Origin of the sequence: Pelagibacterium lentulum (assembly GCF_003992625.1) — a bacterium.
Lineage (GTDB): Bacteria > Pseudomonadota > Alphaproteobacteria > Rhizobiales > Devosiaceae > Pelagibacterium > Pelagibacterium lentulum.
The window spans coordinates 111,277-136,516 of the sequence record NZ_RZMW01000003.1 but is presented as its reverse complement, the minus strand read 5'-3'; the positions used below and the strand labels follow the sequence as shown (position 1 = coordinate 136,516).

Genomic DNA, 25,240 nt, shown 5'->3' with positions numbered 1-25,240 from the left:
ATCTCTAGAGCGCTTCAGCGCCCGAAATGATTTCGATCAGTTCTTTGGTGATCTGAGCCTGGCGCTGCCGGTTATAGGACAGCTGCAGCTTGGTGATCATCTCACCGGCATTGCGGGTCGCATTGTCCATGGCGCTCATCTGCGCGCCAAAGAACGAGGCGTTGTTTTCGAGCAAGGCCCGGAAAATCTGCACGCTGACATTGCGGGGCAGCAAATCCTCCAGAATGGCTTCTTCGTCGGGCTCATATTCGTAGATCGCACCGCCTGCGGCGGGCTTTGCCGCGGCATCCTCGTCGGTCACATCGACCTGGGCAGGAACAATCTGGCGGGCGGTCGGCACCTGGGATATCACCGAACGGAAGGTCGCATAATAGAGCGTGGCAATGTCGAACTCGCCAGCCTCGTACATGGCCAGAACCTTTTCCCCGATCGACTGGGCCGTGCCATAGCCCAACTGCTTGACTTCGCGCAGCGAGATCACCTCGAGCAGATGCTTGGGAAACTGACGCCGCAGGATATCGGCGCCCTTCTTGCCCACGCACAGGATCTTGACCGTCTTGCCTTCCGACAGGAGCTTGGTGGTATGATCGCGTGCCAGACGGGCGATCGAGGAATTAAAGCCACCGGCCAGACCACGCTCACCGGTCGCAACGACCAGCAAATGGGTCTGATCCGAGCCAGTGCCAGCCAGCAGTTTCGGTGCGTCGGGTCGGCCTGCATAGGCAACCCCGAGGCTCGACAGCACGCTTTCCATGCGCTCGGCATAGGGCCGTGCAGCTTCTGCCGCTTCCTGCGCCCGCTTAAGCTTGGCGGCGGCGACCATCTGCATGGCCTTGGTGATCTTCTGGGTCGATTTGACCGAGGTGATCCGGTTTTTTAGGTCTTTCAAAGAGGGCATTGCGCTTTAAAGCTCCTTGCCAACCACACGAGGCTGAAAATCAGGCCGCGTAGGTCTTCTTGAATGCGTCGAGGGCCGCAACCAGCCGCTCCTTGATCGGATCGGTCAATGCCTTTTCCGTGGCGATATCGCCCAGAAGGTCGGCATGCTTGGACCGCAGATTGCCCAAAAGCGCCTGCTCGAACGGACCAACACCGGACACCGGCAGGTCATCGAGATAGCCATTGGCACCCGCAAAGATCACCGCGACCTGTTCTTCGGTCTTGAGCGGGGAAAACTGGGGCTGCTTCAAAAGCTCGGTCAGACGCGCGCCGCGGTTCAAAAGGCGCTGGGTTGCAGCGTCAAGATCCGAACCGAACTGGGCGAAAGCCGCCATTTCGCGATACTGGGACAATTCGCCCTTGAGCGAACCGGCAACCTGCTTCATCGCCTTGATCTGGGCCGAGCCACCAACGCGGCTAACCGAAAGACCAACGTTCACAGCCGGACGGATGCCCTGGAAGAACAGGTTGGTTTCCAGAAAGATCTGGCCGTCGGTGATCGAAATCACGTTGGTGGGAATATAGGCCGACACGTCGTTGGCCTGAGTTTCAATGACCGGCAGCGCGGTCAGCGAACCCGAACCGTGATTTTCGTTGAGCTTTGCAGCGCGTTCGAGAAGACGGCTGTGCAGATAGAAAACGTCGCCGGGATAGGCTTCACGTCCGGGAGGACGGCGCAGCAACAGGCTCATCTGACGATAGGCAACGGCCTGCTTGGACAGGTCGTCATAAGCGATAACGGCATGCATGCCATTGTCGCGGAAATATTCCCCGATCGCGCAACCGGTAAACGGTGCTAGAAACTGCATGGGCGCAGAATCCGAAGCCGTCGCAGCGACAACGATTGAATATTCCATCGCGCCGTTGTCTTCGAGCATCTTGACGAACTGGGCAACGGTGGACCGCTTCTGACCGACAGCGACGTAAACGCAATAGAGCTTGTCGTTTTCGCGATTTTCGTCGTGGGCAGGCTTCTGGTTGAGGAACGTATCCAAAATGATGGCGGTCTTACCGGTCTGACGGTCACCAATCACAAGCTCACGCTGGCCACGGCCAATGGGGATCAGCGCGTCAATGGATTTCAGACCCGTCGACATCGGCTCATGCACCGACTTGCGCGGCAGAATGCCCGGAGCCTTGACGTCAACGCGGCGGCGCTCGGTGGACTCGATTGGTCCCTTGCCGTCGATCGGATTGCCAAGACCGTCGACAACGCGACCCAAAAGGCCCTTGCCGACAGGGGTATCAACGATCGAACCGGTGCGCTTTACGGTATCGCCTTCCTTGATCGCTCGGTCAGCGCCGAAAATAACGACACCGACATTGTCGCTTTCAAGGTTGAGCGCCATGCCCATGATGCCGCCGGGAAATTCGACAAGCTCACCGGCCTGCACATTGTCCAGGCCGTAAACGCGGGCAATACCGTCACCGACGGAAAGAACCTGACCGACTTCGGAAACCTGGGCTTCCTTGCCGAAATCCTTGATCTGGTCTTTGAGGATCGCGGAAATTTCCGCAGCTTTGATATCCATTAGCTGACCCCTTTCATGGCGATCTTCATGGCCGAAAGTTTTGTCTTGAGGGAGGTGTCGATCATGCGAGAGCCGACCTTGACCGTAAGGCCGCCAATCAGGCTTTCATCGACACGCGTGTTGAGAAAAACAGTCTTGCCAATCTTGTCCTTGAGGACCTTGGCGAGTTCTTTTTGCTGGCCAGCGCTCAATGGGGCTGCGGAAACCACTTCCGCGCTCACTTCATTGCGGGCTTCAGCGGCCTTTGCCTTATAGGCCTTGATGATCGATGGAACAGCAAACAAGCGCCCGTTCTTTGCAACCAGCCGCAGCGTATTGGCGACAAGCTCGGGCGTCTTGGCCTTGGCAAGAACCGCCTCGAGCGCAGAGCGCTTGGCATCGGCCGAAAGGGTTGGACTTGCAAGAAAACGGGAAAAATCGTCGGACGAATCGATGAGGGCCGAAACCGCATCAAGGCTCTTTTCGATCTCTTCGACCGCCTTGGCCTCCGAAGCCAGATCGAACAAAGCTGCCGCATAGGGCTGGGCGATCTGGGACAAAACAGACTGTGTTGCGCTCAAACCTTTAAAACCCCGCTGCTCGCCACCGCGCCTGGCATCGGTTCAACCAATACGCGGGCGGGACAAAATTTATGGTCACTGAACTGGAGAAGACGTCCAGGCAATGGACCTCCCCAACTTTCCGGGCTGGCCTTACCATGCCGATAAGGGCCACGCAAGCGCATCGCGGCCAAATTGGGGCAACATAAATGTCGCATGAGGCCCGAGCCTGTCTCCACGCCTCCTGATTCAGTAAAAACTCATCGGATCGATATCGACCTGCACCCGCAGATTGCCCCGGACCACGGGCCCATTCTGCAACCAGAAGCGCACATAGCCCGACAGGTCGAATTCCTTGGGACTTTGCACGAGAATGCGCACCCGGTGCCGGCCGCGCACCATGGCAACGGGTGCATCGACCGGCCCGAAACGCCTGATCCCTTCGGCCAGCGGCGCCGCGGCCATCAGCGCCTTGGCCAGCGTAAAGGTTTCCCCGTGATCGGCACCCGAAACAATCAGCGCGGCCAGCCGGCCAAAGGGCGGTAACCCGCCCTGCTGACGCACCTCAAGCTCATGGGCGTAAAAACCTTCCCGATCCCCCTTTATCATGGCCTGCATGACGGCATGTTCGGGGTGATAGGTCTGCAAAAATGCCTTGCCGACCCGGCTGGCCCGCCCGGCCCGGCCCGTAACCTGGGTCAATATCTGGAAGGTCTTTTCGGCCGCGCGTGGATCGCCATGAGCCAGCCCGAGATCGGCATCGATTACCCCCACAAGCGAGAGCTTTTCAAAATGGTGGCCCTTGGCAACAAGCTGGGTACCGATGATCAGGTTGTATTCCCCGCGCGCAATCTCGGAAAACCGGTCGCGGATTTGGCTCATCGACCCCATATCGGACGACAGCACCACCGGCCGGGCGCCGGGAAACCGGTCAGCCACCTCTTCGGCGATGCGTTCGATCCCCGGCCCCACCGCCACAAGAGAATCGGTGGCCCCGCACGACCCGCAAACCTCGGGCGCGCGTTCTTCATGCCCGCAATGATGGCACATCAAAACACCGCGAAACCGATGCTCGACAAGCCATGTGGAGCAATCGGGGCATTGATATTGATGCCCGCAAGCCCGGCACAGCGTCAGCGGCGCGTATCCGCGCCGATTGAGAAACAGCAGCGCCTGCTCGCCCCGGTCGAGCGCGTCAAACACCGCACGGGCCAGTTTCGGCGCGATCCACTGCCCCTTTTCCGGTCCCTCGGCGCGCATGTCGATGGCGGTAACATCGGGCAGGATCGCATCGGCAAACCGGCTCTCGAGCCTGACATGCGCATAGCGTCCGGAATTGGCGTTATTGCGGCTTTCAACCGAAGGAGTGGCCGAAGACAGAATAACCCGCGCGCCGGCCAAGGACGCCCTGACCACCGCCATGTCCCGCCCGTGATAATTGACCCGGTCTGCCTGTTTGAACGCCCCGTCATGTTCTTCATCGAGAACGAATAGCCCAAGCTCGCGAAAGGGCAGAAACAATGCCGAGCGCGCACCGATCACGGCGCGGATTTCGCCACTTAAAACCCCGCGCCAGACTTTTGCCCGCTGCACCGGGGTCATGTCCGAATGCCACTCGGCGGCCCTTTGCCCGAAGCGCTTTTCAAACCGGTCGAGAAAGGTATGCGTCAGCGCGATTTCCGGCAAAATGATCGCCGCCTGTTTACCGGCCCGCAGGCAATCTGCAACGCTTTCAAAAAAAACCTCGGTCTTGCCCGACCCGGTAATGCCATCAAGCAGCGCGACCGAAAAGCCACCCTCGTCCTGCGCCCGGATCGCTTCGATGGCCTTTTGCTGGTCACCTGAAAGTTCTGCGGGCGCAAAATCGGGCTCTGGCGGCAAGACCGGTGGTGGGGCAGCTAGTGCCACCGCTTCGAGCGCGCCGGTCTTGACCAGACCATCGATAACCGAAGGAGAAACGCCCGATGCGCCGACAAGGGCAGGCTTGGCCCAGGCCATCTCATCTTCAAACAGTGCCAGCACGCGTGCCCGCGCATCGGTCATACGTTCAGGCTCAAAGCCGGTGCGCTTATAGGCCGTGATGGGCCGGGGCGGCTCAAGCGCCTCGTGACTGCGCAGAACGCCGCGCAGCACCATGCCGGGCTGGGCCAGCGTATAGCGTGCCACCCAATCGACGGTTTTGAGCAATTCCTCGGAAAGCGGGGGCACATCGAAAACCCGCGCGATGTCTTTCAGCCTGTTATGGGCGAAATTGTCCTTGGGCAAACCCAGAACCACGCCGAGCGTCGGGCGCGGACCGAGCGGCACCAGCACGATCGACCCGCGGGTGACGGCCATGCCGTCGGGCACGCGATAGGAATAGGGCCCATCGACAGCCACCGAAACCAGAACTGAAACCACAGGGCCGAGAAAAGTCATAACGCATGTAATCGTTGGCAATGGCCCAAGATAGGCCTCAAATGCGATTCGGCTAGACGTCGCCATCAAGTTTCTGGATGTTACCTGCCCTTGAGCCATAGGGCACTAGGTGTGTTATTGCCGCTTTATCAACTTCTTGGCCCTAGCATGGCCCCATGACCGAAACCGGCTTTCTCACAACCGAGCGCGTACGCGGCCATATCGCAGATTGGCACCGCGAGCTTTCCGCGATCCGGCGGCTTTCGCCAAAGACGCTGGAAGCCTATGGCCGCGATCTCGATTTCTTTTTCATCTTTCTCGCCAATCACCTGGGCGGCGAGGTCTCGCTCGACAAACTCAAGGCGCTGACCAATGCCGATCTACGCGCCTTCATGGCCGCGCGGCGCGCGAAGGGCGCAGGATCGCGAACGCTGGCGCGAGGGCTATCGGGGATAAAATCTTTTTTCACATATCTTGAACGCAACAACATCATGGCGCTGGAAGCGCTTTCGGTGGTACGCAGCCCAAAATTGCCCAAAACGCTGCCCAAGGCGCTGACCGTGCCCGAAGCCAAAGCCACACTGGAAAGCACGAAAGACCTTGAAGACACACCCTGGATCGCTGCACGCGATACCGCGGTTATTGCCCTATGCTATGGCTCGGGCCTGCGCATTTCAGAAGCGCTGGGCCTGACCCGCACCGATCTCGATAGTCAGAGCCTGCGGGTAAAAGGCAAGGGCGGCAAAACCCGGCTCGTGCCGCTGATTGCGCCGGTGCGCCGCGCGGTCGAGGACTACCTGGCCCAATGCCCTTTTGCACTCGATGCCAATGAGCCGATGTTTCGCGGCGTACGGGGAGGAGTATTGTCGCCCCGCCTGATCCAGTACCGGGTCGAGCAATTACGATCGGCGCTCGGGCTGCCCCCTTCGGCAACACCCCACGCCCTGCGCCATTCCTTTGCCACCCATCTTCTGGGCAAGGGCGGGGATTTGCGCTCCATCCAGGAACTTCTGGGCCATGCTTCGCTCTCGACAACACAGATCTATACCCATATCGATACCTCCCACTTGCTCTCGTCCTACCACAAGGCTCATCCGCGCAATCAATCCTGACCCAATCGTGCCGGACGAACCGCTTTTATGAAAATGGCCCCTTATGGCTGATCCCACCGATCCTTCCGCCCCGGTCGTCAAACAGGCCCCCATCGACAAATCCGCCACCCTTGGCCTTGCCCTTGCCGCCATCGGTGCCGGGCTTTTTGCCACCAAGGGCATTTTCGTCAAACTGGCGCTGGCCGAAGGCCTCGATTCGGTGACGGTGCTGACATGGCGCATGCTGATTGCCGTGCCGGTCTTTGCCACAGTGGGCTGGCTGGGCCTGCGCGAGCGCTGGCAGGGCAAGGGACCGCAGGCGGGCAAGCCCATCCCCCCGCGCGCCGTAATGCTGGCCTGCCTTGTGGGCGTACTTGGCTATTATCTGGCCAGTTTTCTCGATTTCGAGGGCTTGAGCTATATCTCGGCACAGCTCAACCGGCTGATCCTTCTGACCTATCCGTTTTTCGTGCTGGTTTTTGCGGCAATCCTTTTCAAACGCCCCATGACGCCAGCGGTGATGGGCGCTGCGCTGATCGCCTATCTGGGGATCGGGCTGATCTTTGCGCGCGATATGGTGGTTGAAGGCGAAAACATCGTTGTCGGTACGCTGTTGGTTCTGGGAGCGGCCATTGCCTATGCGCTCTACCAGCTTTTTGCCAAGCCGCTGATCGATACGCTCGGCGCGCGGCTTTTCACCTCCATAGCCATGGCGGCCGCCGGAGTGATCGTTGTGATCCATTTTCTGTTGACCCACCCTCTGTCGGCGCTGGCGCTTTCGCCCTATACCTTTTCGCTTATGGTCGGGATCGCTATGGTCGCAACGGTTCTGCCCGCCTACGCCATTGCCGCGGCGATAGGACACATCGGCCCTGAGCGTACCGCGATCTTTGGTAATATTTCCCCGCTCATCACCATCGTCCTCGCCGTTTTCATTCTGGGCGAGCCCTTTACGCTTTTTCATGCGCTTGGTACGGCACTGGTAATTTGCGGAATTTTGCTGTTCACTCGCCTGACACGCAATCGGACGTAAAACGGAACCACCATCCGGTGAATAAGGGACGACACCAATGAGAAGAACCCGTTACGTGCTGGGCAGCTCCGTGCTGGCCCTGACGCTGATGATGGCTCCGGCAGCCTTTGCGCAGGATGTCTCAGACATCGATTTCGGCGATGATACCAGCGTCTGGGCCAATGACGGGGAATGTGACGACCCGCGCTTTGCCGGCGAAGGCACCGCATCGATCCTTTTGCAGACCGATCTTGGCCGCGACGCGACCGACTGCCGGACCGCATATGAAGCGGGCACCGTCACCTATCTCGGCGAAGACGGTGCTGCTGCCCCGGCTGTCGCCGATAACGGTTCGGCCACCGACATATCCGAAATTGACTTTGGAGACGATTCGGGAACATGGGCCAATGATGGCGAATGCGACGACCCCCGTTTCGGTGGCGCGCTCGAAAGCCACAGGTTCGCCGATGCCACCGATTGCCGGACAGCCTTTGAGGCTGGAGACGTAACCTATCTTGGTGAAGGCGACGCGGAGCCCGCTGAGCCGGTCGAACAGCCAGATGCCAGCGAGATCGACTTCGGCGACGATTCAGGCAATTGGGCCAATGACGGGGAATGCGATGACCCGCGTTTCGGCGGTGGGCTGCAAAGCCACCTTTATGCCGACGCCACGGACTGCCGCGCGGCCTTCGAGGCTGGAGACGCAACCTATCTGGGGGACCAGGACCGTCCAGAGGCCATCACCGAACCGCTCATCATCGACGGCATCGAGTTCGGTGACGATTCGGGCAACTGGTCAAATGACGGTGAGTGCGACGACGCCCGCTTTACCGGACCAGGTATGGGCGCTTCGCTCGAAAGCCATATCGGGGCCGATGCCAGCGATTGCTCGGCAGCGTATCTGGCAGGTACCATCACCCTTGCCGATGAAGCGGTTTCGGGCAATGGCGGCGACTTCCGTATCAATTTCGGTGACGATTCAAGCGCCAGCGCCTTTGACGGGATTTGCGACGATCCACGCTTCCAGGGCCGCGGAGCCGCGCTCGAGCTCTATGAGTCCAACATCCTTGCCGATGCCACCGATTGCCGCGCGGCCTATGATGCGGGAACGGTAACATACGCGCCGTAGGCAGATCCACGTGCTACAAATGAAAAGGCCGCGTCCATAACGCGGCCTTTTTTGCGGTGCGCCCCGTGAGGCATCAAGAGAAATATCCATCGTACTGACAGGACGGGAACGAACGGACGAGGCAATGCCGAGGACCTCGGCGAACGTTCTCGCCCCCCGCGGAGGGGCAGCATTTGCCATAGCGCGGCTTTAGCGCGTCATGGCAAATGCGGTGCGCCCCCGTGAGGCATCAGATGTGGATCGCGCCGTCTCCAGCCGCCAGAGCCGCTTCGCGAATGGCCTCGCTCATGGTCGGATGCGCGTGGCAGGTGCGGGCCAGATCTTCCGCCGAGCCGCCAAATTCCATCAGAACGGCAACTTCGTGGATCATTTCGCCCGCGCCCTTGCCAACGATATGGCAGCCCAGAACCCGGTCGGTGGCCTTGTCGGCAATGATCTTGACAAAGCCCTGGCTCGCCAGCATGGCCTTGGCGCGGCCATTGGCGGTGAAGGGGAATTTGGATGTCTTGTAGTCGATCCCTGCGGCCTTGACCTCTTCTTCGGTCTGCCCGACAGAAGCAACCTCGGGGTTGGTATAAACAACGCCGGGAATAACCCCGTAATTGACGTGCCCGGCCTGCCCGGCAAGGATTTCGGCAATCGCAATACCTTCATCTTCAGCCTTATGGGCCAGCATCGGCCCTGCAATCACATCGCCAATAGCATAAATGCCATCGATATTGGTCTTGTAGTGACCGTCGGTAACGATCCGGCCGCGCTTGTCGATCTCGACCCCGGCTTCTTCGAGCCCTAGCCCTTGCGTATAGGGCAGACGGCCAATGGCCACGAGCGCAATATCGGTCTGGATGCTCCAGGCTTCGCCACCATCGGCCGGTTCAACATGGGCAACAAGACCGCTTTCGGTCTTTTCGATCCCCGTAACCTTGGTCGAGAGCTTGAACTCAAAGCCCTGCTTGGCCAGCATGCGCTGGAACTGTTTGGCGACTTCCCCATCCATACCCGGCAGGATGCGATCGAGATACTCGACAACCGTGACCTTGGCCCCAAGACGCGCCCAGACCGAGCCCAGTTCCAGACCGATGACACCAGCCCCGATCACCAGAAGATTTTCGGGTACCTTATCGAGCTTGAGCGCACCGGTTGAGGTGACAATCCGTTCCTCATCGATCTCGATGCCCGGCAGGTTGGCCGAAACCGAACCGGTCGCAATGACGATATGTTTGGTTTCGATCTCGGTGGTCGAGCCATCTTCTGCGGTCACAACGACCTTGCCCTGCCCGGCAACCGAACCCGTGCCGCGGAAGGCCGTGATCTTGTTCTTTTTGAACAGATATTCGATCCCGCCGGTATTGGAGGCAACGGTATCGTCCTTATGGGCCATCATGGCGGTGAGATTAAGCTTGGGTGCGCCAACCTCGACCCCGAGTTGGGGCAGACTATGGGCCGCTTCCTCAAACATTTCCGAGGCATGCAACAGTGCCTTGGACGGGATACAGCCGATATTGAGGCAGGTGCCGCCAAAACTGGGCCATTTCTCGACAACCGCCACTTTCATGCCGAGCTGGGCCGCGCGCACGGCGCAGACATACCCCCCCGGTCCAGTCCCGATAATGGTGAGATCGAATGTGTCGGCCATGGAAACAATATCCCTTTTGTCATTTGTGCCGCCGGTTGGGGCGACGCTATCAAATAGTGGATTTTTATGCGAGCAACAGCCCCAAAAGCATAAGGACCAGCCCGACAAAGGCGCCCAAAAAGGCAGCCGAGCGGATATAGGGGACGCCGGAAAGATAAAGCGGAATATAGACTATGCGGAACCCCAAATAGAGCCATGCCCCCCAGACGGTCAGCCCGTTGGAAATATCGGTGACTGCCCCCGCCAGCACAAGCGTTATGAAAGCAGGCCAGGTCTCAAGGAAATTGCGCAAGCACCGTTCGGCGCGCCCGGCATGCAGGCCCAATTCGCGTTTCTCGTCACGCGGGCTGGCGTTGTATTCACGTCCCAGATCGCGGGTCGAAAGAACGGCCTGGATAATGATCTGGACCAAAAGCAGCGCGACAGACCACAAAAGCAGTGTCAGCTCAATCGTCATAATGCCCTGCCCAAAATCCCCGCACAAATCAGCCTGAAGGCCCCGGCCCGCCCGCAAGCGCGCCGGAGCGATCTGGATATTTCCGTTTAAAGATCGAGCACAAGGCGCTGGGGATCTTCGAGGCTTTCCTTGACGCGCACAAGGAAGGTTACAGCTTCCTTGCCATCAACGATGCGGTGATCGTAGCTGAGCGCCAGATACATCATCGGACGCACAACGATCTGCCCGTTAACGGCGACCGGGCGTTCTTGAATCTTGTGCATGCCTAAAATGCCCGATTGCGGTGCATTGAGGATCGGGGTCGACATCAGCGAGCCATAGACGCCACCATTGGAAATGGTGAAGGTGCCGCCCTGCATGTCGGCCATGGAAAGCTGGCCGTCACGCGCGGCGCGGCCAAGCCTGCCGATTTCCTTTTCTATTTCCGCAATGCTCATCTGGTCGGCATCGCGTACGACAGGGACCACGAGCCCCTTGTCGGTACCCACGGCCACCCCGATATGGGCGAAATTCTTATAGATGATGTCGGTGCCGTCGATCTCGGCGTTGACCGCCGGGATTTCCTTGAGCGCATGGACGACAGCCTTGGTGAAAAAGCCCATGAAGCCGAGCTTGACGCCATGCTTTTTCTCAAAAAGATCCTTGTAGGCGTTGCGCAGGTCCATGACCGGCTTCATGTCCACCTCGTTGAAAGTGGTGAGCATGGCGGCGGAATTCTGAGCGTCCTTGAGGCGCTTGGCGATAGTCTGGCGCAGCCGGGTCATCTTGACCCGTTCTTCGCGACTGCCATCCTCCTGGCTCGAAGGCGCACGCGGGGTCGCCGGCGCCTTGGCGGCGGGAGCTTCGCTGCCGGTCTTGTCCAACGCCTTGAGGACATCTTCCTTTAGGACCTGGCCGCGCTTTCCCGACCCTTCAACGCTATCGGCATCGATGCCCTTTTCAGTCATCAGCTTGGCGGCCGAAGGGGCAGCGGGCATTTCGGTCTTGGCGGCAGGCGCGTCGGCGCGGGCTGGTTCGGCCTGCTTTGGCGCTTCGGCCTTAGGTTCTTCCTTGGCGGCTTCTGCAGGCTTGGCAGCACCGGCACCCGCTGCGATGGCAGCGATCAGAGCACCGACTTCGACCGTATCGCCTTCATTGACCGAAATGGCCTCCAGCGTTCCGGCGACAGGCGCCGGCACTTCAATCGTGACCTTATCGGTTTCAAGCTCAACGATCGGTTCGTCGGCAGCGACGGAATCGCCGACTTTCTTGAACCACTGGCCGATGGTGGCTTCGGTAACGCTTTCCCCAAGGGTTGGCACGCGAACTTCGGTGGACATCTTTTTGACTATCCTTCAATCGTGTTCAAAAGCCCGGCGCGCCTGACGCGTCGGGAGCAAATTCTCAGCTTTCAAAAGCCTCATCGAGGAAGGCCTGCAATTGCGCGACATGGGTGCGCATCAGACCCGTTGCCGTGGACGCAGACGCGGGACGTCCAACATAGCGCGGACGCGCACCGGGGCGGCCCATCTGTTCGAGCACCCATTCGATATAGGGCTGCACAAAGGCCCAGGCGCCCATATTCTTGGGCTCTTCCTGACACCAGACAATATCGGCATTGGAAAACCGGCTCAACTCGTCGATCAGCGCCTTGGCCGGGAACGGATAAAGCTGTTCAAGCCGCATCAGGTAAACATCGTTGATGCCGCGCTTTTCGCGATCTTCGAGCAGATCGTAATAGACCTTGCCTGTGCAGATGACCACGCGCCTGATCTTGTCGTCGCCAACCAGATTGATTTCTGTCTTGGGCGCGCCTGGTGCTTCCGCATCGTCCCAGAGCAGGCGATGGAAGAAGGTATCGGCCCCCATTTCATTGAGCCCCGATACAGCCCGCTTGTGCCGCAGCAGCGACTTGGGTGTCATGATGACGAGGGGCTTACGGAAATCGCGCTTGAGCTGGCGGCGCAGCGCATGGAAATAGTTCGCCGGCGTCGTGCAATTGAGCACCTGCATATTGTCTTCCGCACACAATTGCAGGAAGCGCTCAGGCCGTGCCGAGGAGTGTTCGGGCCCTTGGCCTTCATAACCATGGGGAAGCAGCATCACCAGCCCGCTCATGCGCAGCCACTTGCGTTCGCCCGAAGAGATGAACTGGTCGATCACAACCTGTGCGCCGTTGACGAAATCGCCGAACTGGGCTTCCCAGATGGTGAGCGCGTTGGGCTCGGCCAGCGAGTAGCCATATTCAAACCCGAGCACCGCTTCTTCCGAGAGCATCGAATTGATGACCTCGTAGCGTCCCTGTCCTTCATGGAGATGGTTGAGTGGGGTATAGGTGCGTTCGTTTTCCTGATCGTAAAGCACCGAATGGCGCTGGGAGAAGGTGCCGCGCTCGACATCCTGTCCCGAAAGGCGAACCGGGTGCCCTTCATCGGCAAGCGTTGCAAAGGCCAGAGCCTCGGCGGTCGCCCAATCCACACCTTCGCCCGAGGCGATGATCCTCTTGCGATTGTCAAGGAAGCGCTGCACCGTGCGATGCACATTGAAGCCTTCGGGCACCGCGCAAAGCTTTTCTCCAAGCGCCTGAAGCTTTTCAACATCGACCCCGGTAACACCGCGACGCGGACCATCGGCATCGGCCAGCTTGATATTTTTCCAGGCGCCGTCGAGCCAGTCGGCCTTGTTGGGGCGGTAATCCTGCCCGGCTTCGAACTCGGCTTCGAGCTGGGCGCGGAAATCGGCCTTGATCTGCCCGGCCTCTTCCTTGGTCACCACGCCTTCGCTTATCAGCTTTTCGCTGTAGATCTCATAGGTCGATCGATGCGCGCGGATGGCCTTGTACATCAACGGCTGGGTGAAGCTGGGCTCATCGCCTTCGTTGTGGCCGAACCGGCGATAGCAGAACATGTCGATAACGACCGGGCGACCGAATTTCTGCCGGTACTCGGTTGCGATTTTAGCTGCAAAGACCACAGCTTCCGGATCGTCACCATTCACATGGAACACCGGCGCCTCGATCATTTTCGCCACATCGGTGGGATAGGGCGAAGATCGCGAGAAATGCGGGCTGGTGGTGAACCCGATCTGGTTATTGATAACGAAATGGATCGAACCGCCTGTGCGGTGGCCTTTCAGGCCCGAAAGCCCGAAACATTCCGCGACAACGCCCTGACCGGCAAAAGCCGCATCGCCATGCAAAAGCAGCGGCAGAACCGAGGTGCGATCGGTTTCACGGGTATCGAAGATGAACTGGCCGTCACGTGCGGAAAGCTGATCCTGCTTGGCGCGCGCCTTGCCCAGAACGACCGGGTTGACGATTTCCAGATGCGAAGGATTGGCCGTCAGCGACAAATGCACCTTGTTGCCGTCAAATTCGCGGTCCGAGGAGGCACCAAGGTGATATTTGACGTCGCCCGAGCCTTCCACGTCGTCGGGATAAAATGCCCCGCCCTTGAACTCATGGAACAACGCGCGGTGCGGCTTGCCCATCACCTGGGTCAGAACATTGAGACGGCCACGATGGGCCATGCCCAAAACGATGTCCTTGACCCCCAAGGCGCCACCGCGCTTGATGATCTGCTCGAGGGCCGGAATCAGTGATTCACCACCATCGAGACCGAAGCGCTTTGTGCCGGTATATTTGACGTCGAGGAACTTTTCGAACCCTTCGGCCTCGGCAAGCTTTGCAAGGATGGCGCGCTTGCCTGCCTTGGTGAAGGTGATTTCCTTGTCCGGCCCCTCGATCCTCTCCTGCAGCCATGCCTTGGCCTCGGGATCGGAAATGTGCATGAACTCCACGCCCATCGTACCGCAATAGGTACGCTTGAGGATTTCAAGCATCTGCGGAATGGTTGCAAATTCGAGCCCGAGATAATGATCGATGAAAATCTCGCGGCCATAATCGGCCTCGGTAAAGCCATATGCAGCGGGATCGAGCTCGGGAGCATCCTCGCGCACTTCAAGGCCTAAAGGATCGAGATTTGCATGCAGATGCCCGCGCATCCGATAAGCGCGGATCATCATGATGGCATGGATGGAATCGCGGGTGGCCTGCAGGATCGTTGCGGAGGAAACCGGCTTGTCGTCGGCCTTGGCCTTTTCGGTAACAGCCTTTTGCGCCTTGACCGCTATATCACCCCAATTTCCGTCAAGTGCAGCGACAAGATCGCCATTGGCTGTGCGCGGCCAGTCGTCACGACGCCAGCTTGGGCCTGAAGCACCCTTTTTGACCTCATCGGAGGCATCGGAAAGATTGGCGAAGAACTCGGCCCAACTGGGATCGACCGCTTTGGGATCGGTCTTGTAGCGCGCGTAGAGGTCCTCGATATAGCCGGCATTGCCGCCATAAAGGAATGAAGTGAGGAGGAACGCTTCGTTCTGGTCCTGTCGTGCCATTTTGCTCTCAAATGGGGGTGCTACCCCCGCCCTTTCACTTGGCCATCGGCCTGTCAGATTGCGCTCGATAATCTTAATAAAGCGCTTGCCGCTATCAGAGCAGATCCGCTTTTTGCGATACGCGGACCTGCTCCAGATTTTGTTTTGTCGCGCGCCCGCACCGCAAAACCGTTTCCACTTTTGCTGGGCACGTTGTAATCCCACAAAGGTGGCATCACAGCGGCATGGGTTACAAGAAAAACCGTAGGAAACGTCCCGATCAATTGGCTTTAAACGAACCGGGACACCCTCAGTTAGCCCTTCAAAACTTCAACAAGGGTCGCACCGATCCGCGCCGGTGATTTCGAGACCTTGATCCCAGCCGCTTCCATGGCCGCAATCTTGTCTTCCGCGCCGCCCTTACCGCCGGAAATCACTGCGCCCGCATGGCCCATTGTACGGCCCTTGGGAGCGGTAAGACCTGCAATAAAGCCGGCCATGGGCTTCTTGCGGCCCTTCTTGGCTTCATCGATCAGGAACTGGGCGGCTTCTTCTTCCGCCGAGCCGCCAATTTCACCAATCATGATGATCGACTTGGTGGCTTCGTCCGCAAGGAACATTTCCAAAACGTCGATAAACTCGGTGCCCTTGACCGGATCGCCGCCGATACCGACAGCCGTTGTTTGGCCCAGCTTTTCATTGGTGGTCTGGAACACGGCTTCATAGGTCAATGTGCCCGAGCGCGAAACGATCCCCACCGAGCCCTTGGAAAAGATATTGCCCGGCATGATGCCGATCTTGCATTCTTCCGGGGTCAGAACGCCGGGGCAGTTCGGGCCGATCAGACGTGACTTGGATTTTTCGAGCTTTGCCTTGACCTCAACCATGTCCATCACCGGAACGCCTTCGGTGATGCACACGATAAGCTCGATTTCCGCTTCGATCGCTTCGAGAATGGCAGCAGCGGCCCCTGCGGGCGGTACATAGACCACCGAGGCGTTGGCGCCGGTTTTTTCCTTGCCTTCGGCCACCGAAGCGAAAACGGGAAGCTCGGTGCCATCGACACCCGAGGACCAGGTTTCCCCGCCCTTTTTGGGATGAATACCGCCGACCATCTTGGTGCCATAGTAGGCCAGCGCCTGTTCGGTATGGAATGTACCGGTCTTGCCGGTCAGGCCCTGGACGAGGACTTTGGTGTCTTTATTGACGAGAATGGACATTATTTCCGGTCCTTCAGAATTTCTTTGATCTCGCGCAGCTCGGAAATCATTTCACGATTGATCGCCACGAGTTCGTTGTTGATGTCGGTTACCTGATCGACATGCTGCTTGTAGCTCCGCATCTGATGGGACCCCAGCGTGATAAACACCAGGAAGATGACGACGAGCGGCAGCCATGCAATCAGGGCGTCCAACACTGCTTTAGCCGTTAACCGCGGCGACGATCTTCTGGGCAGCGTCATCAAGATCGTCGGCCGAAATCACGTTCAGCCCGCTCTCGTCGATGATCTTTTTGCCCTCGGCAACGCGCGTGCCTTCAAGACGCACGACCAGCGGCACGTTGAGCCCCACATCCTTGACCGCGGCGATAACGCCTTCCGCAATCACGTCACAGCGCATGATGCCACCAAAGATATTGACCAGAATGCCTTTGACGGCCGGGTCGGCGGTGATGATCTTGAACGCTGCAGTGACCTTTTCCTTGGACGCGCCACCGCCCACATCGAGGAAGTTGGCAGGCTCGGCGCCATAGAGCTTAATGATGTCCATGGTTGCCATGGCAAGCCCGGCACCATTGACCATGCAGCCGATATTGCCATCGAGCGCCACATAGGCCAGATCCCACTTGGAGGCTTCGATTTCCTTTTCGTCCTCTTCGGTCAGATCGCGCAGCTCGACCACATCGGGGTGGCGGAACAGTGCGTTGCCGTCAAACGAAACCTTGGCATCGAGTACCCGCACGTCGCCATTCTTCATGACGATGAAGGGGTTGATTTCCAGAAGGCTCATGTCCTTTTCGACAAAGGCTTTGTAAAGGAGCTTGAAGACGCCCTTGGCCTGATCGGCACTCTTGCCTGCAAGTTCAAGCGAGCTTGCCAGCTTGTCGGCATCCGCATCGGTAACACCGGTTGCTGGATCGATCGGCAGTGTCAGGATCTTTTCAGGGGTGTGTTCGGCAACAGCCTCAATGTCCATGCCCCCTTCGGTGGACGCAACGAACGCAACCTTGCCTGTCGAGCGGTCCACAAGCAGCGAGAGATAAAGCTCGCGCTCGATATCGGCGCCATCTTCGATATAGAGGCGGTTGACCTGCTTGCCCGCTTCACCGGTCTGGGCAGTGACAAGCGTATTGCCCAGCATTTCCTTTGCGTGGGCAACAGCTTCCTCGACCGAGAACGCAAGCCGCACACCGCCCTTTGCATCGGGACCGAGTTCGGTGAACTTGCCCTTGCCACGCCCGCCGGCATGGATCTGGGACTTGACCACATAGAGCGGGCCGGGCAGCGATTTTGCGGCGGCTTCGGCTTCGTCCGCCGAAAAGATTGCGACGCCTTCGGCAACCGGCGCGCCATAGCCCTTAAGCAACTGCTTGGCCTGATATTCGTGAATGTTCATCTTGAACCCTTCGCGTTCTCTTGACTGTATCTGGCGCAGACCGGAATCGGCGCCCCATTTTCTTTTTGGCCAGCACCATGAGCATGGCCGAACTTGAAAAGGCCCGGCCCCTTTTCCGGACCGGGCCAGTTGGATCAGGCCAGCTTGGGCGCGATTTTCTTGCAGGCGTCCATCAGCCCTTCGACCGAAGCGACAGAGGTTTCGAAATCCTTCTTTTCAGCGCCGTTAAGCTCGATTTCGACAATTTTTTCAGCGCCGCCCTCACCGATCACGATGGGCACGCCCACATACATGTCCTTGACCCCAAATTCGCCGGAGAGATAGGCGGCACAGGGCAGGATGCGCTTTTTGTCCTTGAGATAGCTTTCAGCCATTTCGATTGCCGAAGCGGCAGGCGCATAAAACGCCGAACCGGTTTTGAGCAGGCCCACGATCTCGGCACCGCCATCGCGGGTACGCTGAATGATCTGGTCGAGCTTTTCCTTGCTCATCCAACCCATCTTGACCATGTCGGGCAAAGGAATACCGGCAACGGTGGAATAACGCGCCAGCGGCACCATCGTATCGCCATGCCCGCCCATGACGAACGCGGTGACGTCTTCGACCGAGACATTGAGCTCATCGGCGATGAAGTGACGGAAACGCGCAGAGTCGAGAACACCCGCCATGCCCACGACCTTGTTCTTGGGCAGGCCGGAAAATTTCTGAAGCGCCCAGACCATGGCATCGAGCGGGTTGGTGATGCAGATGACGAACGCATCGGGCGCGTATTTGGAAATACCAGCCCCGACCTGTTCCATGACCTTGAGATTGATTTCCAGAAGATCGTCGCGGCTCATGCCCGGCTTGCGCGGCACACCTGCGGTAACGATCACAACGTCCGCGCCTGCGATATCGGCATATTCGGACGTGCCCTTGAGCGTGGAATTATAGCCTTCGACCGGCCCCGATTGTGCAAGGTCGAGCGCCTTGCCCTGCGGGACGCCATCAACGATGTCGAACAACACAACATCGCCCAACTCCTTGAGCGCGACCAGATGCGCCAGTGTTCCCCCGATCTGACCGGCCCCGATCAGAGCGATTTTCTTCCGCGCCATGAGCTAATTTCCCTATAGGTAAAGTAGAAGGTCTCCTGTGCCCTCCATAGACCTTGTACCCCTTTGACGCAAGTGAACCCTTCGTCTAACGGCGCAAAATCGGTGCCTTGTACCAAACCGGGACAGGGAGCAAGGAATTTAGGTCTGGATTGTTGACACTTTCCCTACTGGGGAAAGTAACATTCTAGCTCGCATTAGGCAGACACAGCGCTCGGTTGGCGCAAGGGCTGGGCGATGTACTGGGCCGAGCGCATTTCCTCGAGCCGGGAAAGGCAGCGCGCGAACTCGAACCGGGTCTTGTCGTCATTGGCGATTTTGTCGAGTGGTGCTTCAAAGCTGGCCGCAAACTTCACACCGCGATCATAAAGCGTATCGATAAGCAGGATGAACCGCTTTGCAGCATCCGACTTGAGCTTTGAAAAAACCGGCACGTGATCGAGAACGATGGTGTGATACCGATTGGCGATCCTGAGATAATCGCGGGCGCCCAAGGGCTTTTCGCAAAGATCGGCAAAGTCGAAGCGCGCAACGCCCATGGCTTGCGCCGGTATCAATATTTCCCGCCCCAGGCTTTCTACCGTCTCGGGATCGGGTTCGACCCCACCGGTCAGCCTGGCGAAAAGCGTATCGATCCGCACGTCCACATCGGCACCGACGCCGAAATGATAGACATCCTGAGCGTCGAGCTTTTCACGTCTGTAGTCGGTTTCGGCGTCCAGGTTGAAGACGTCCGCATGTGCATTGAGCAGATCGATAAAGGGCAGAAAAAGCTGGCGGTTGAGCCCGTTCCAATAAAGCCGTTCGGGTGGAATGTTGGAGGTGGCGACAATAACGATGCCATCCTTGAACAAGATCTCGAACAGGCGCTTTAGCAGCATGGCATCGGTAATATCGGAGACGAAAAACTCGTCGAAACACAAAAGCCGCACCGAGCGGGTGATTGGCCGCGCGACCGCTGGTATGGGATCGCGTGCGCCTTTGGTGCCCGGATTGTACGCCCGAAAGCGCGCAATTGCCTCATGCACTTCATTCATGAATTCGTGAAAATGCACTCGCCTCTTCGCCGCAACCGGAACCGAGGCGTAAAAAAGGTCCATGAGCATGGTCTTGCCGCGCCCGACATCGCCCCAGATGTAAAGGCCCCTTGGCGCTTCACGCTTGCGCTTGAAGAGCGAGGCGACAATCGAGCCCGATTGCCGCTCGAGGGCGGCGAGGCCATCGGCCACATCCTGCAGCTTTTGCGCTGCCTGCTTTTGCGCCGGGTCAGGCCGCACCTGCCCAGAAATAATCATATCGGCATACCGGTCAAGCACCGGGGTCTGACCGGTATCGAGAGACAATATCAGCCCGCCATCGAAATGGATTGGCCACCAGCAAGCGTGCCGACGAACCGGTCGCCCGAACGCAGAAGCGTGCCGACGAGTTCGTCGGCTTCGTTATAGAGTTGAACCTGGCTGCCCAGCAATTGCCAAGACGTGACCTCGGCAAGCGTGGGCTGGCTACAGGCCGGGGTCGACGCGCGATAGCGACCGGTCGCACCCTTGGCGGTATAGGTGAGATTAAGCCTGCACTGTTCGGCGCCGGCGGTAATCGTCCAACCCCCGATCATATTTTCCATGGTCAGCCCGCCCGCAAGATTGCGGCCGCCAATTGTACCACCCGTACCGGCAACATCGCTGATTGCGGGAACCACATTGGTCTGTCCGCCGCTCACCATACCCGTCGCCTGTCCGGGCTGGCTGGACGGATCGTAAAGAGCTGAACCGGTTGAGACCGAAGGCGAGGCGCTGGCCTGCCCGCCGATAGGCGGCAGGTCGGTCGCTTGAACGGTTCCAGTCTGCACCGGTGTGATGGGCGCGGGCATGTTCGTTTGAGGCTGTGGCGCACCGCGTCCCATGCCGGTCGGCGAACACCCGGCCAGCACCAGACCCGCTGAAACGACAACAGCCAGCGACACATTTCCTCGCGTCAAGATTTTCATGGCTATACTCCACACAGCGTTAACCCTGCTCCAGCGCAAGCCCGTTATGCAATCATAACGCCAAAGGCGCAAGTGCAGCCCCTGGTGCGGCGTTAACTCTTTTTTGAAAGCAGCCAATGTGGCGGTTCTATGGATAGCGCATGCCAATTCAATCGCGCATATCGGCCAGCAAAGCCTCTGCTAGCGGTTTGGCATCGCGCGCTTCGCGCTCGGGTACATCGATGGGAATGCCGCCACCGGCAAAGGCTGTGCCCACGCCCGGCAGACCGCCCTCGGAAATATCGCGCGGGGAAAAGCCGTGCGCCCGCAGCGCCGCGATAAGGACCCGCGCTACCGTTTCCCGCTTTACGCGCGCGATGGTCTCGTAATCGGTCATGGCACTGGCCTCCAAACGTGAACACACAAAAGGGTCCGCAAAGCGGACCCTTTGAAATCTATACCATTTTGCCCGATCAGGCCACCTTGCGTTCGACCATCATCTTCTTGATCTCGGCAATCGCCTTGGCCGGGTTGAGCCCCTTGGGACAGACCTTGGCGCAGTTCATGATGGTGTGGCAGCGATAAAGCTTGAAGGGATCTTCAAGATCGTCGAGCCGCTCGCTGGTCGCCTCATCGCGGCTGTCGATCAGCCAGCGATAGGCCTGCAACAATACGGCCGGACCGAGATATTTGTCGCCATTCCACCAATAGGACGGGCATGATGTCGAGCAGCACGCGCAAAGGATACATTCATAAAGCCCGTCGAGCTTTGCCCTATCCTCGCGGCTTTGCAGCCATTCGGTGTCCGGGGTCGGCGATTTGGTCTGCAACCAGGGCTGCACCGACTTGTGCTGCTCGTAAAAGGCCGAAAGATCGGGCACCAGATCCTTGACCACCGGCATATGCGGCAAGGGATAGACCTTGACCGGACCGGACGACACCTCATCCATGCCCTTGGTGCAGGCAAGCGTATTGGCCCCATCAATATTCATCGCACAAGACCCGCAAATTCCTTCGCGGCAAGAGCGGCGCAGCGTCAGCGTGGGATCGATATTGTTCTTGATCCACAAAAGCCCATCGAGAATCATCGGCCCGCAATCGTCGAGATCGATGAAATAGGTATCGATGCGCGGATTGGCTTCGGTATCGGGATCATAGCGATAGACCCGGTACTCGCGCAGCCGCGTTGCCCCTTCGGGTTTTGGCCAGACCTTGCCCTTTTTAGGCTGGGATTTCTTGTCCAGCAGAAGTTCGACCATATGGGCTGCTCCCTAATGCAGATTCCGCCTATCTTTGCGGATAACGAGTTTGAGGCCAGACCAGACGGCATCGACAGCGCAGACCTTTACGTCCACGAGATCGCACTTGAGGGCTTCGTCCCTCACGACGTCTTCGGTCACATCGGTTTTGATTTTGGAGGCCTTTTTCGGCCAGGAAATCCAGATCGTGCCATCCGGAACGATGGAGGCTTCGAGCGCAACCATTGCGCCGGCCAGTTGGGCGTGTGAAAGGGTAAAGGCGTGGATCAGATCGTATCGGTGGGAAACCGCGACGAACCCGGAAAGCCCATCCCGCCGATCCGCAGCCAAAAATTGGCGGCACGACGCCAGACCCTCAAGGTCCTCAGGCAAGCCCACGAACAGGACCCGCTGGCCATCGGCGAGGCCCAGCTTCTTGGGCAGCGGAGTGCCCGAATATCCTGTCGTGGCCGGCTCCATACCTTCCACTCCTAGTAAACGCGCGCCTTGGGCGCGATCTTTGCAAGATCGATCCCGTCGCTCAAGGGATCGACATGGACGGGCCGGTAGTCGAGCGTCACCTTGCCTGCATCATCGACCCAGGACAGCGTATGCTTGCGCCAGTTGGCATCGTCACGCTCGGTGAAATCCTCACGCGCATGAGCGCCCCGGCTTTCCTTGCGGGCCTCGGCCGAATAGACCGTGGTGATCGCGTTGGCCATCAGGTTTTCAAGCTCGAGCGTTTCGACAAGATCGGAGTTCCAGATCAGCGACCGGTCGAAAACCTTGACGTCGGCCATTTCCTCCCAGATCGCCGAAACGCGCTTGCAGCCCGCTTCCAGCGTTTCCTGGGTGCGGAACACCGCCGCGTCTTCCTGCATGGCCCGCTGCATGTGATCGCGCACCTTGGCGGTTGGCGTGCCGCCATCTGCGTGCCGCAGCCGGTCGAACCGGGCCATGATCTTGTCTTCGGATGCCGTGTTGGCTTCCGGGATCGGGCTCTCGCGGTCGATGATTTCGCCGGCGCGAATGGCCGCTGCGCGGCCAAAGACCACAAGATCGATCAGCGAGTTCGACCCAAGCCGGTTAGCCCCGTGGACAGAGGCACAAGCCGCTTCGCCCACCGCCATAAGACCAGGCACCGTCGCATCGGGACCGCCCCGGCGCGTATCGATCGCTTCACCCCAATAGGTCGTGGGAATGCCGCCCATATTGTAATGCACCGTCGGCAGAACCGGGATCGGATCACGGGTGAGATCGACCCCGGCAAAAATCTTGGCGCTTTCGGAAATGCCCGGCAGGCGCTCATGCAAAACGGCCGGATCGAGGTGGTCGAGATGGAGGAAGATATGATCCTTCTTGGACCCGACCCCGCGGCCTTCGCGGATTTCCATGGTCATGCAGCGCGAGACGACATCGCGGGAGGCAAGGTCCTTGGCATTGGGCGCATAGCGCTCCATGAAGCGCTCGCCTTCGGAATTGACCAGATAGCCGCCTTCCCCGCGCGCGCCTTCGGTAATAAGGCAGCCTGAGCCGTAGATGCCGGTCGGGTGAAACTGGACAAATTCCATGTCCTGCAAAGGCAGACCTGCCCGCGCCACCATGGCATTGCCATCGCCGGTGCAGGTATGAGCGCTGGTGGCCGAAAAATAGGCGCGACCGTAACCCCCCGTCGCCAACACCACCATCTTGGCGCGGAATCGGTGAATGGTGCCGTCATCGAGCTTCCATGCGATGATGCCCTGGCACGCACCATCCTCGCTCATCAAGAGATCGAGCGCGAAATACTCGACAAAAAACTCTGCATTGTTGCGCAGGCTCTGCCCGTAAAGCGTATGCAGAATGGCATGGCCCGTGCGGTCGGCCGCCGCGCATGTGCGCTGCACCGGGGGACCTTCGCCGTAATTTTGCATATGGCCGCCGAACGGACGCTGATAGATCTTGCCCTCTTCAGTGCGCGAAAAGGGCACACCGTAATGCTCGAGTTCGTAAACCGCCTGCGGGGCTTCGCGCGCGAGATATTCCATCGCGTCATTATCGCCCAGCCAGTCCGAGCCCTTGACGGTGTCATACATATGCCACTGCCAGCTATCGGGTCCCATATTGGAGAGCGAGGCCGCAATCCCGCCTTGCGCTGCGACCGTATGCGAACGGGTGGGGAAAACCTTGGTCACGCAAGCGGTCTTAAAGCCCTGCTCGGCCATGCCCAGCGTGGCGCGCAACCCGGCGCCACCCGCGCCTACAACCACGACGTCATAAGCGTGATCGATGATCGTATAAGCATTCGATGCCATGAAACTATTTAACCTCCGAAGGCCAATACGAGCACCGCAATCGCGCCGATCACACCCACAATCACGACAAAGCCGGTGTTGAGTGTCATCGACAGGCTGTGAAGCCGCGGCTCATGCACATAATCTTCAATGATTTCACCCATCCCGATGCGCATGTGAAAAAGCGCCGAGGCCAGAAGGGCCAGGGTGAGGATCGCAACGATAGGATTGGAGAAGGTAGCAGCCATTTCCGCCCGGTTGGCGCCGGCCAGCGACACGATCAGCCAGATCAGAAACCCGATCAGCGGAATATTCAAAAGCCCGGTAACCCGCTGCTTGATGAAATGGCCCGTGCCCTTGTGGGTCTTGCTCATTGTTTAAAAACCCTTCCCGCTCAAAACCAGACGAACACGGCCCAGACAACAAGCGTCGCCACAACCGAAAATATAAGCGTTGCCAGCGTGATCGCTTCGCGCCCTACCGGATCGAGCCCATGGCCAAAATCCCAGATGAAATGCTTGATCCCGCCCGCCATGTGGTGAAACAACGCCCAGGTATAGCCGAACAGCACGATCTGGATCAGTGGATGGCTGAAAAATCCGTTGACTGCCGCAACCTGCCCCTGCCCGAGAGCGGCAGCACCCAGCCAGAGCACGAACAAAAGCGTACCCACATAAAGCGCCACGCCCAGAATGCGATGCAGGATAGACATCGTCATGGTCAGCGTTGGCCGCCATATCTGCAAATGCGGAGAGGTTGGTCGGAACTTTTGGGTCATTGCTGCCTCAATGTGGCCTCACAAGATGAACAATCATCTGCAAGAACTCTTAAAATGGCGCAAAGACACCGCGCCAGCCTCATTGGCGCCAACTTCTATCCCTGCTTTCCCCATTCGTCAAAGGGCGGGGAGTAAGTCTTTGGTCTGAAAACAGCCTCCGATAAGTCATTTAAAAAATTGACTTTTTCATTCAT

Annotated in this window: 23 protein-coding genes; 3 read left to right on the top strand and 20 right to left on the bottom strand. The window is 58.7% G+C overall.

Annotated features, from left to right (window positions below):
• Positions 1–4: 4 nt before the first annotated feature.
• The 4 genes from EO133_RS00920 to EO133_RS00905 all read right to left on the bottom strand — a co-directional run bounded on the left by EO133_RS00920 (position 5) and on the right by EO133_RS00905 (position 5,428).
• Positions 5–898, bottom strand: a complete 894-nt coding sequence (locus EO133_RS00920; RefSeq protein ID WP_127070712.1) for a F0F1 ATP synthase subunit gamma — start codon at positions 896–898, stop codon at positions 5–7.
• Between the two features lie 40 nt (positions 899–938).
• Positions 939–2,471, bottom strand: coding sequence for a F0F1 ATP synthase subunit alpha (gene atpA, locus EO133_RS00915; RefSeq protein ID WP_127070711.1), 1,533 nt, complete (start codon positions 2,469–2,471; stop codon positions 939–941).
• Complete coding sequence (locus EO133_RS00910) at positions 2,471–3,031, bottom strand: F0F1 ATP synthase subunit delta (protein ID WP_127070710.1); 561 nt, start codon at positions 3,029–3,031, stop codon at positions 2,471–2,473. The genes atpA and EO133_RS00910 overlap by 1 nt, the downstream gene beginning before the upstream one ends.
• Positions 3,032–3,259: 228 nt before the next feature.
• Entirely contained in the window at positions 3,260–5,428 is a 2,169-nt protein-coding gene (locus tag EO133_RS00905) for a primosomal protein N' (RefSeq protein ID WP_127070709.1), read from the bottom strand.
• Between the two features lie 155 nt (positions 5,429–5,583).
• Between EO133_RS00905 and EO133_RS00900 the strand changes: the two genes are divergently transcribed.
• From EO133_RS00900 to EO133_RS20375, 3 genes are read left to right on the top strand one after another with little or no spacing between them, the layout of a single operon-like run.
• Positions 5,584–6,519: a tyrosine recombinase XerC gene (locus tag EO133_RS00900; protein WP_127070708.1), complete on the top strand. Its 936-nt coding sequence runs from the start codon at positions 5,584–5,586 to the stop codon at positions 6,517–6,519.
• A 43-nt stretch (positions 6,520–6,562) separates the two neighbouring features.
• The gene (locus tag EO133_RS00895) at positions 6,563–7,531 is read left to right on the top strand and encodes a DMT family transporter (protein ID WP_127070707.1); all 969 of its coding nucleotides are present in this window, start codon (positions 6,563–6,565) and stop codon (positions 7,529–7,531) included.
• Between the two features lie 37 nt (positions 7,532–7,568).
• Positions 7,569–8,639: a hypothetical protein gene (locus tag EO133_RS20375; RefSeq protein WP_206513445.1), complete on the top strand. Its 1,071-nt coding sequence runs from the start codon at positions 7,569–7,571 to the stop codon at positions 8,637–8,639.
• 229 nt (positions 8,640–8,868) lie between these two features.
• Here EO133_RS20375 and lpdA read toward each other — a convergent pair whose 3' ends face one another.
• The 16 genes from lpdA to sdhC form a co-directional block, all read right to left on the bottom strand.
• On the bottom strand, positions 8,869–10,275 hold the full coding sequence (gene lpdA / locus EO133_RS00885) for a dihydrolipoyl dehydrogenase (protein ID WP_127070706.1): 1,407 nt from the start codon (positions 10,273–10,275) through the stop codon (positions 8,869–8,871).
• Between the two features lie 64 nt (positions 10,276–10,339).
• Positions 10,340–10,732 (bottom strand): MAPEG family protein, encoded by a 393-nt coding sequence (locus tag EO133_RS00880; RefSeq protein ID WP_127070705.1) that lies wholly within the window; start codon positions 10,730–10,732, stop codon positions 10,340–10,342.
• 86 nt (positions 10,733–10,818) lie between these two features.
• On the bottom strand, positions 10,819–12,051 hold the full coding sequence (gene odhB, locus EO133_RS00875) for a 2-oxoglutarate dehydrogenase complex dihydrolipoyllysine-residue succinyltransferase (protein WP_127070704.1): 1,233 nt from the start codon (positions 12,049–12,051) through the stop codon (positions 10,819–10,821).
• A gap of 64 nt (positions 12,052–12,115) precedes the next feature.
• On the bottom strand, positions 12,116–15,106 hold the full coding sequence (locus tag EO133_RS00870; protein WP_127070703.1) for a 2-oxoglutarate dehydrogenase E1 component: 2,991 nt from the start codon (positions 15,104–15,106) through the stop codon (positions 12,116–12,118).
• Positions 15,107–15,399: 293 nt separating this feature from the next.
• Positions 15,400–16,305 carry a succinate--CoA ligase subunit alpha gene (gene sucD, locus EO133_RS00865; RefSeq protein WP_127070702.1) on the bottom strand — a complete coding sequence of 302 codons (906 nt, stop codon included), beginning with the start codon at positions 16,303–16,305 and terminating at the stop codon, positions 15,400–15,402.
• Positions 16,305–16,499: a hypothetical protein gene (locus EO133_RS00860; protein WP_127070701.1), complete on the bottom strand. Its 195-nt coding sequence runs from the start codon at positions 16,497–16,499 to the stop codon at positions 16,305–16,307. The genes sucD and EO133_RS00860 overlap by 1 nt, the downstream gene beginning before the upstream one ends.
• A gap of 7 nt (positions 16,500–16,506) precedes the next feature.
• Positions 16,507–17,700 carry an ADP-forming succinate--CoA ligase subunit beta gene (gene sucC / locus EO133_RS00855; protein WP_127070700.1) on the bottom strand — a complete coding sequence of 398 codons (1,194 nt, stop codon included), beginning with the start codon at positions 17,698–17,700 and terminating at the stop codon, positions 16,507–16,509.
• Positions 17,701–17,834: 134 nt separating this feature from the next.
• Positions 17,835–18,797 (bottom strand): malate dehydrogenase, encoded by a 963-nt coding sequence (gene mdh / locus EO133_RS00850; protein WP_127070699.1) that lies wholly within the window; start codon positions 18,795–18,797, stop codon positions 17,835–17,837.
• 194 nt (positions 18,798–18,991) lie between these two features.
• A complete protein-coding gene (gene zapE / locus EO133_RS00845) occupies positions 18,992–20,137 on the bottom strand; it encodes a cell division protein ZapE (RefSeq protein ID WP_244640552.1) in 1,146 nt (381 codons plus the stop codon).
• 2 nt (positions 20,138–20,139) lie between these two features.
• Positions 20,140–20,778 (bottom strand): AprI/Inh family metalloprotease inhibitor, encoded by a 639-nt coding sequence (locus EO133_RS00840; protein WP_127070698.1) that lies wholly within the window; start codon positions 20,776–20,778, stop codon positions 20,140–20,142.
• A 148-nt stretch (positions 20,779–20,926) separates the two neighbouring features.
• Positions 20,927–21,154, bottom strand: coding sequence for a hypothetical protein (locus EO133_RS00835; RefSeq protein WP_127070697.1), 228 nt, complete (start codon positions 21,152–21,154; stop codon positions 20,927–20,929).
• A 76-nt stretch (positions 21,155–21,230) separates the two neighbouring features.
• Positions 21,231–22,016 carry a succinate dehydrogenase iron-sulfur subunit gene (locus EO133_RS00830; RefSeq protein ID WP_127070696.1) on the bottom strand — a complete coding sequence of 262 codons (786 nt, stop codon included), beginning with the start codon at positions 22,014–22,016 and terminating at the stop codon, positions 21,231–21,233.
• Positions 22,017–22,028: 12 nt separating this feature from the next.
• A complete protein-coding gene (locus EO133_RS00825; RefSeq protein WP_127070695.1) occupies positions 22,029–22,475 on the bottom strand; it encodes a DUF3052 family protein in 447 nt (148 codons plus the stop codon).
• An 11-nt stretch (positions 22,476–22,486) separates the two neighbouring features.
• Positions 22,487–24,289 carry a succinate dehydrogenase flavoprotein subunit gene (gene sdhA / locus EO133_RS00820; protein WP_127070694.1) on the bottom strand — a complete coding sequence of 601 codons (1,803 nt, stop codon included), beginning with the start codon at positions 24,287–24,289 and terminating at the stop codon, positions 22,487–22,489.
• 8 nt (positions 24,290–24,297) lie between these two features.
• Positions 24,298–24,642 (bottom strand): succinate dehydrogenase, hydrophobic membrane anchor protein, encoded by a 345-nt coding sequence (gene sdhD, locus EO133_RS00815; RefSeq protein WP_127070693.1) that lies wholly within the window; start codon positions 24,640–24,642, stop codon positions 24,298–24,300.
• A 20-nt stretch (positions 24,643–24,662) separates the two neighbouring features.
• Positions 24,663–25,046, bottom strand: a complete 384-nt coding sequence (gene sdhC / locus EO133_RS00810; RefSeq protein ID WP_127070692.1) for a succinate dehydrogenase, cytochrome b556 subunit — start codon at positions 25,044–25,046, stop codon at positions 24,663–24,665.
• Between the last annotated feature and the right edge of the window lie 194 nt (positions 25,047–25,240).

Excerpts from the sequence above, each read along its gene's own strand:
- EO133_RS00905 (WP_127070709.1), bottom strand. The coding sequence starts at position 5,428 with ATGACTTTTCTCGGCCCTGTGGTTTCAGTTCTGGTTTCGGTGGCTGTC.
- sucC (WP_127070700.1), bottom strand. The coding sequence starts at position 17,700 with ATGAACATTCACGAATATCAGGCCAAGCAGTTGCTTAAGGGCTATGGC.
- atpA (WP_127070711.1), bottom strand. The coding sequence starts at position 2,471 with ATGGATATCAAAGCTGCGGAAATTTCCGCGATCCTCAAAGACCAGATC.
- EO133_RS00870 (WP_127070703.1), bottom strand. The coding sequence starts at position 15,106 with ATGGCACGACAGGACCAGAACGAAGCGTTCCTCCTCACTTCATTCCTT.
- EO133_RS00835 (WP_127070697.1), bottom strand. The coding sequence starts at position 21,154 with ATGACCGATTACGAGACCATCGCGCGCGTAAAGCGGGAAACGGTAGCG.
- EO133_RS00895 (WP_127070707.1), top strand. The coding sequence starts at position 6,563 with ATGGCTGATCCCACCGATCCTTCCGCCCCGGTCGTCAAACAGGCCCCC.
- sdhA (WP_127070694.1), bottom strand. The coding sequence starts at position 24,289 with ATGGCATCGAATGCTTATACGATCATCGATCACGCTTATGACGTCGTG.
- EO133_RS20375 (WP_206513445.1), top strand. The coding sequence starts at position 7,569 with ATGAGAAGAACCCGTTACGTGCTGGGCAGCTCCGTGCTGGCCCTGACG.
- EO133_RS00920 (WP_127070712.1), bottom strand. The coding sequence starts at position 898 with ATGCCCTCTTTGAAAGACCTAAAAAACCGGATCACCTCGGTCAAATCG.
- mdh (WP_127070699.1), bottom strand. The coding sequence starts at position 18,797 with ATGGCGCGGAAGAAAATCGCTCTGATCGGGGCCGGTCAGATCGGGGGA.
- sdhD (WP_127070693.1), bottom strand. The coding sequence starts at position 24,642 with ATGAGCAAGACCCACAAGGGCACGGGCCATTTCATCAAGCAGCGGGTT.
- EO133_RS00825 (WP_127070695.1), bottom strand. The coding sequence starts at position 22,475 with ATGGAGCCGGCCACGACAGGATATTCGGGCACTCCGCTGCCCAAGAAG.
- EO133_RS00840 (WP_127070698.1), bottom strand. The coding sequence starts at position 20,778 with ATGAAAATCTTGACGCGAGGAAATGTGTCGCTGGCTGTTGTCGTTTCA.
- EO133_RS00830 (WP_127070696.1), bottom strand. The coding sequence starts at position 22,016 with ATGGTCGAACTTCTGCTGGACAAGAAATCCCAGCCTAAAAAGGGCAAG.
- EO133_RS00880 (WP_127070705.1), bottom strand. The coding sequence starts at position 10,732 with ATGACGATTGAGCTGACACTGCTTTTGTGGTCTGTCGCGCTGCTTTTG.
- lpdA (WP_127070706.1), bottom strand. The coding sequence starts at position 10,275 with ATGGCCGACACATTCGATCTCACCATTATCGGGACTGGACCGGGGGGG.
- sdhC (WP_127070692.1), bottom strand. The coding sequence starts at position 25,046 with ATGACCCAAAAGTTCCGACCAACCTCTCCGCATTTGCAGATATGGCGG.
- sucD (WP_127070702.1), bottom strand. The coding sequence starts at position 16,305 with ATGTCCATTCTCGTCAATAAAGACACCAAAGTCCTCGTCCAGGGCCTG.
- EO133_RS00900 (WP_127070708.1), top strand. The coding sequence starts at position 5,584 with ATGACCGAAACCGGCTTTCTCACAACCGAGCGCGTACGCGGCCATATC.
- odhB (WP_127070704.1), bottom strand. The coding sequence starts at position 12,051 with ATGTCCACCGAAGTTCGCGTGCCAACCCTTGGGGAAAGCGTTACCGAA.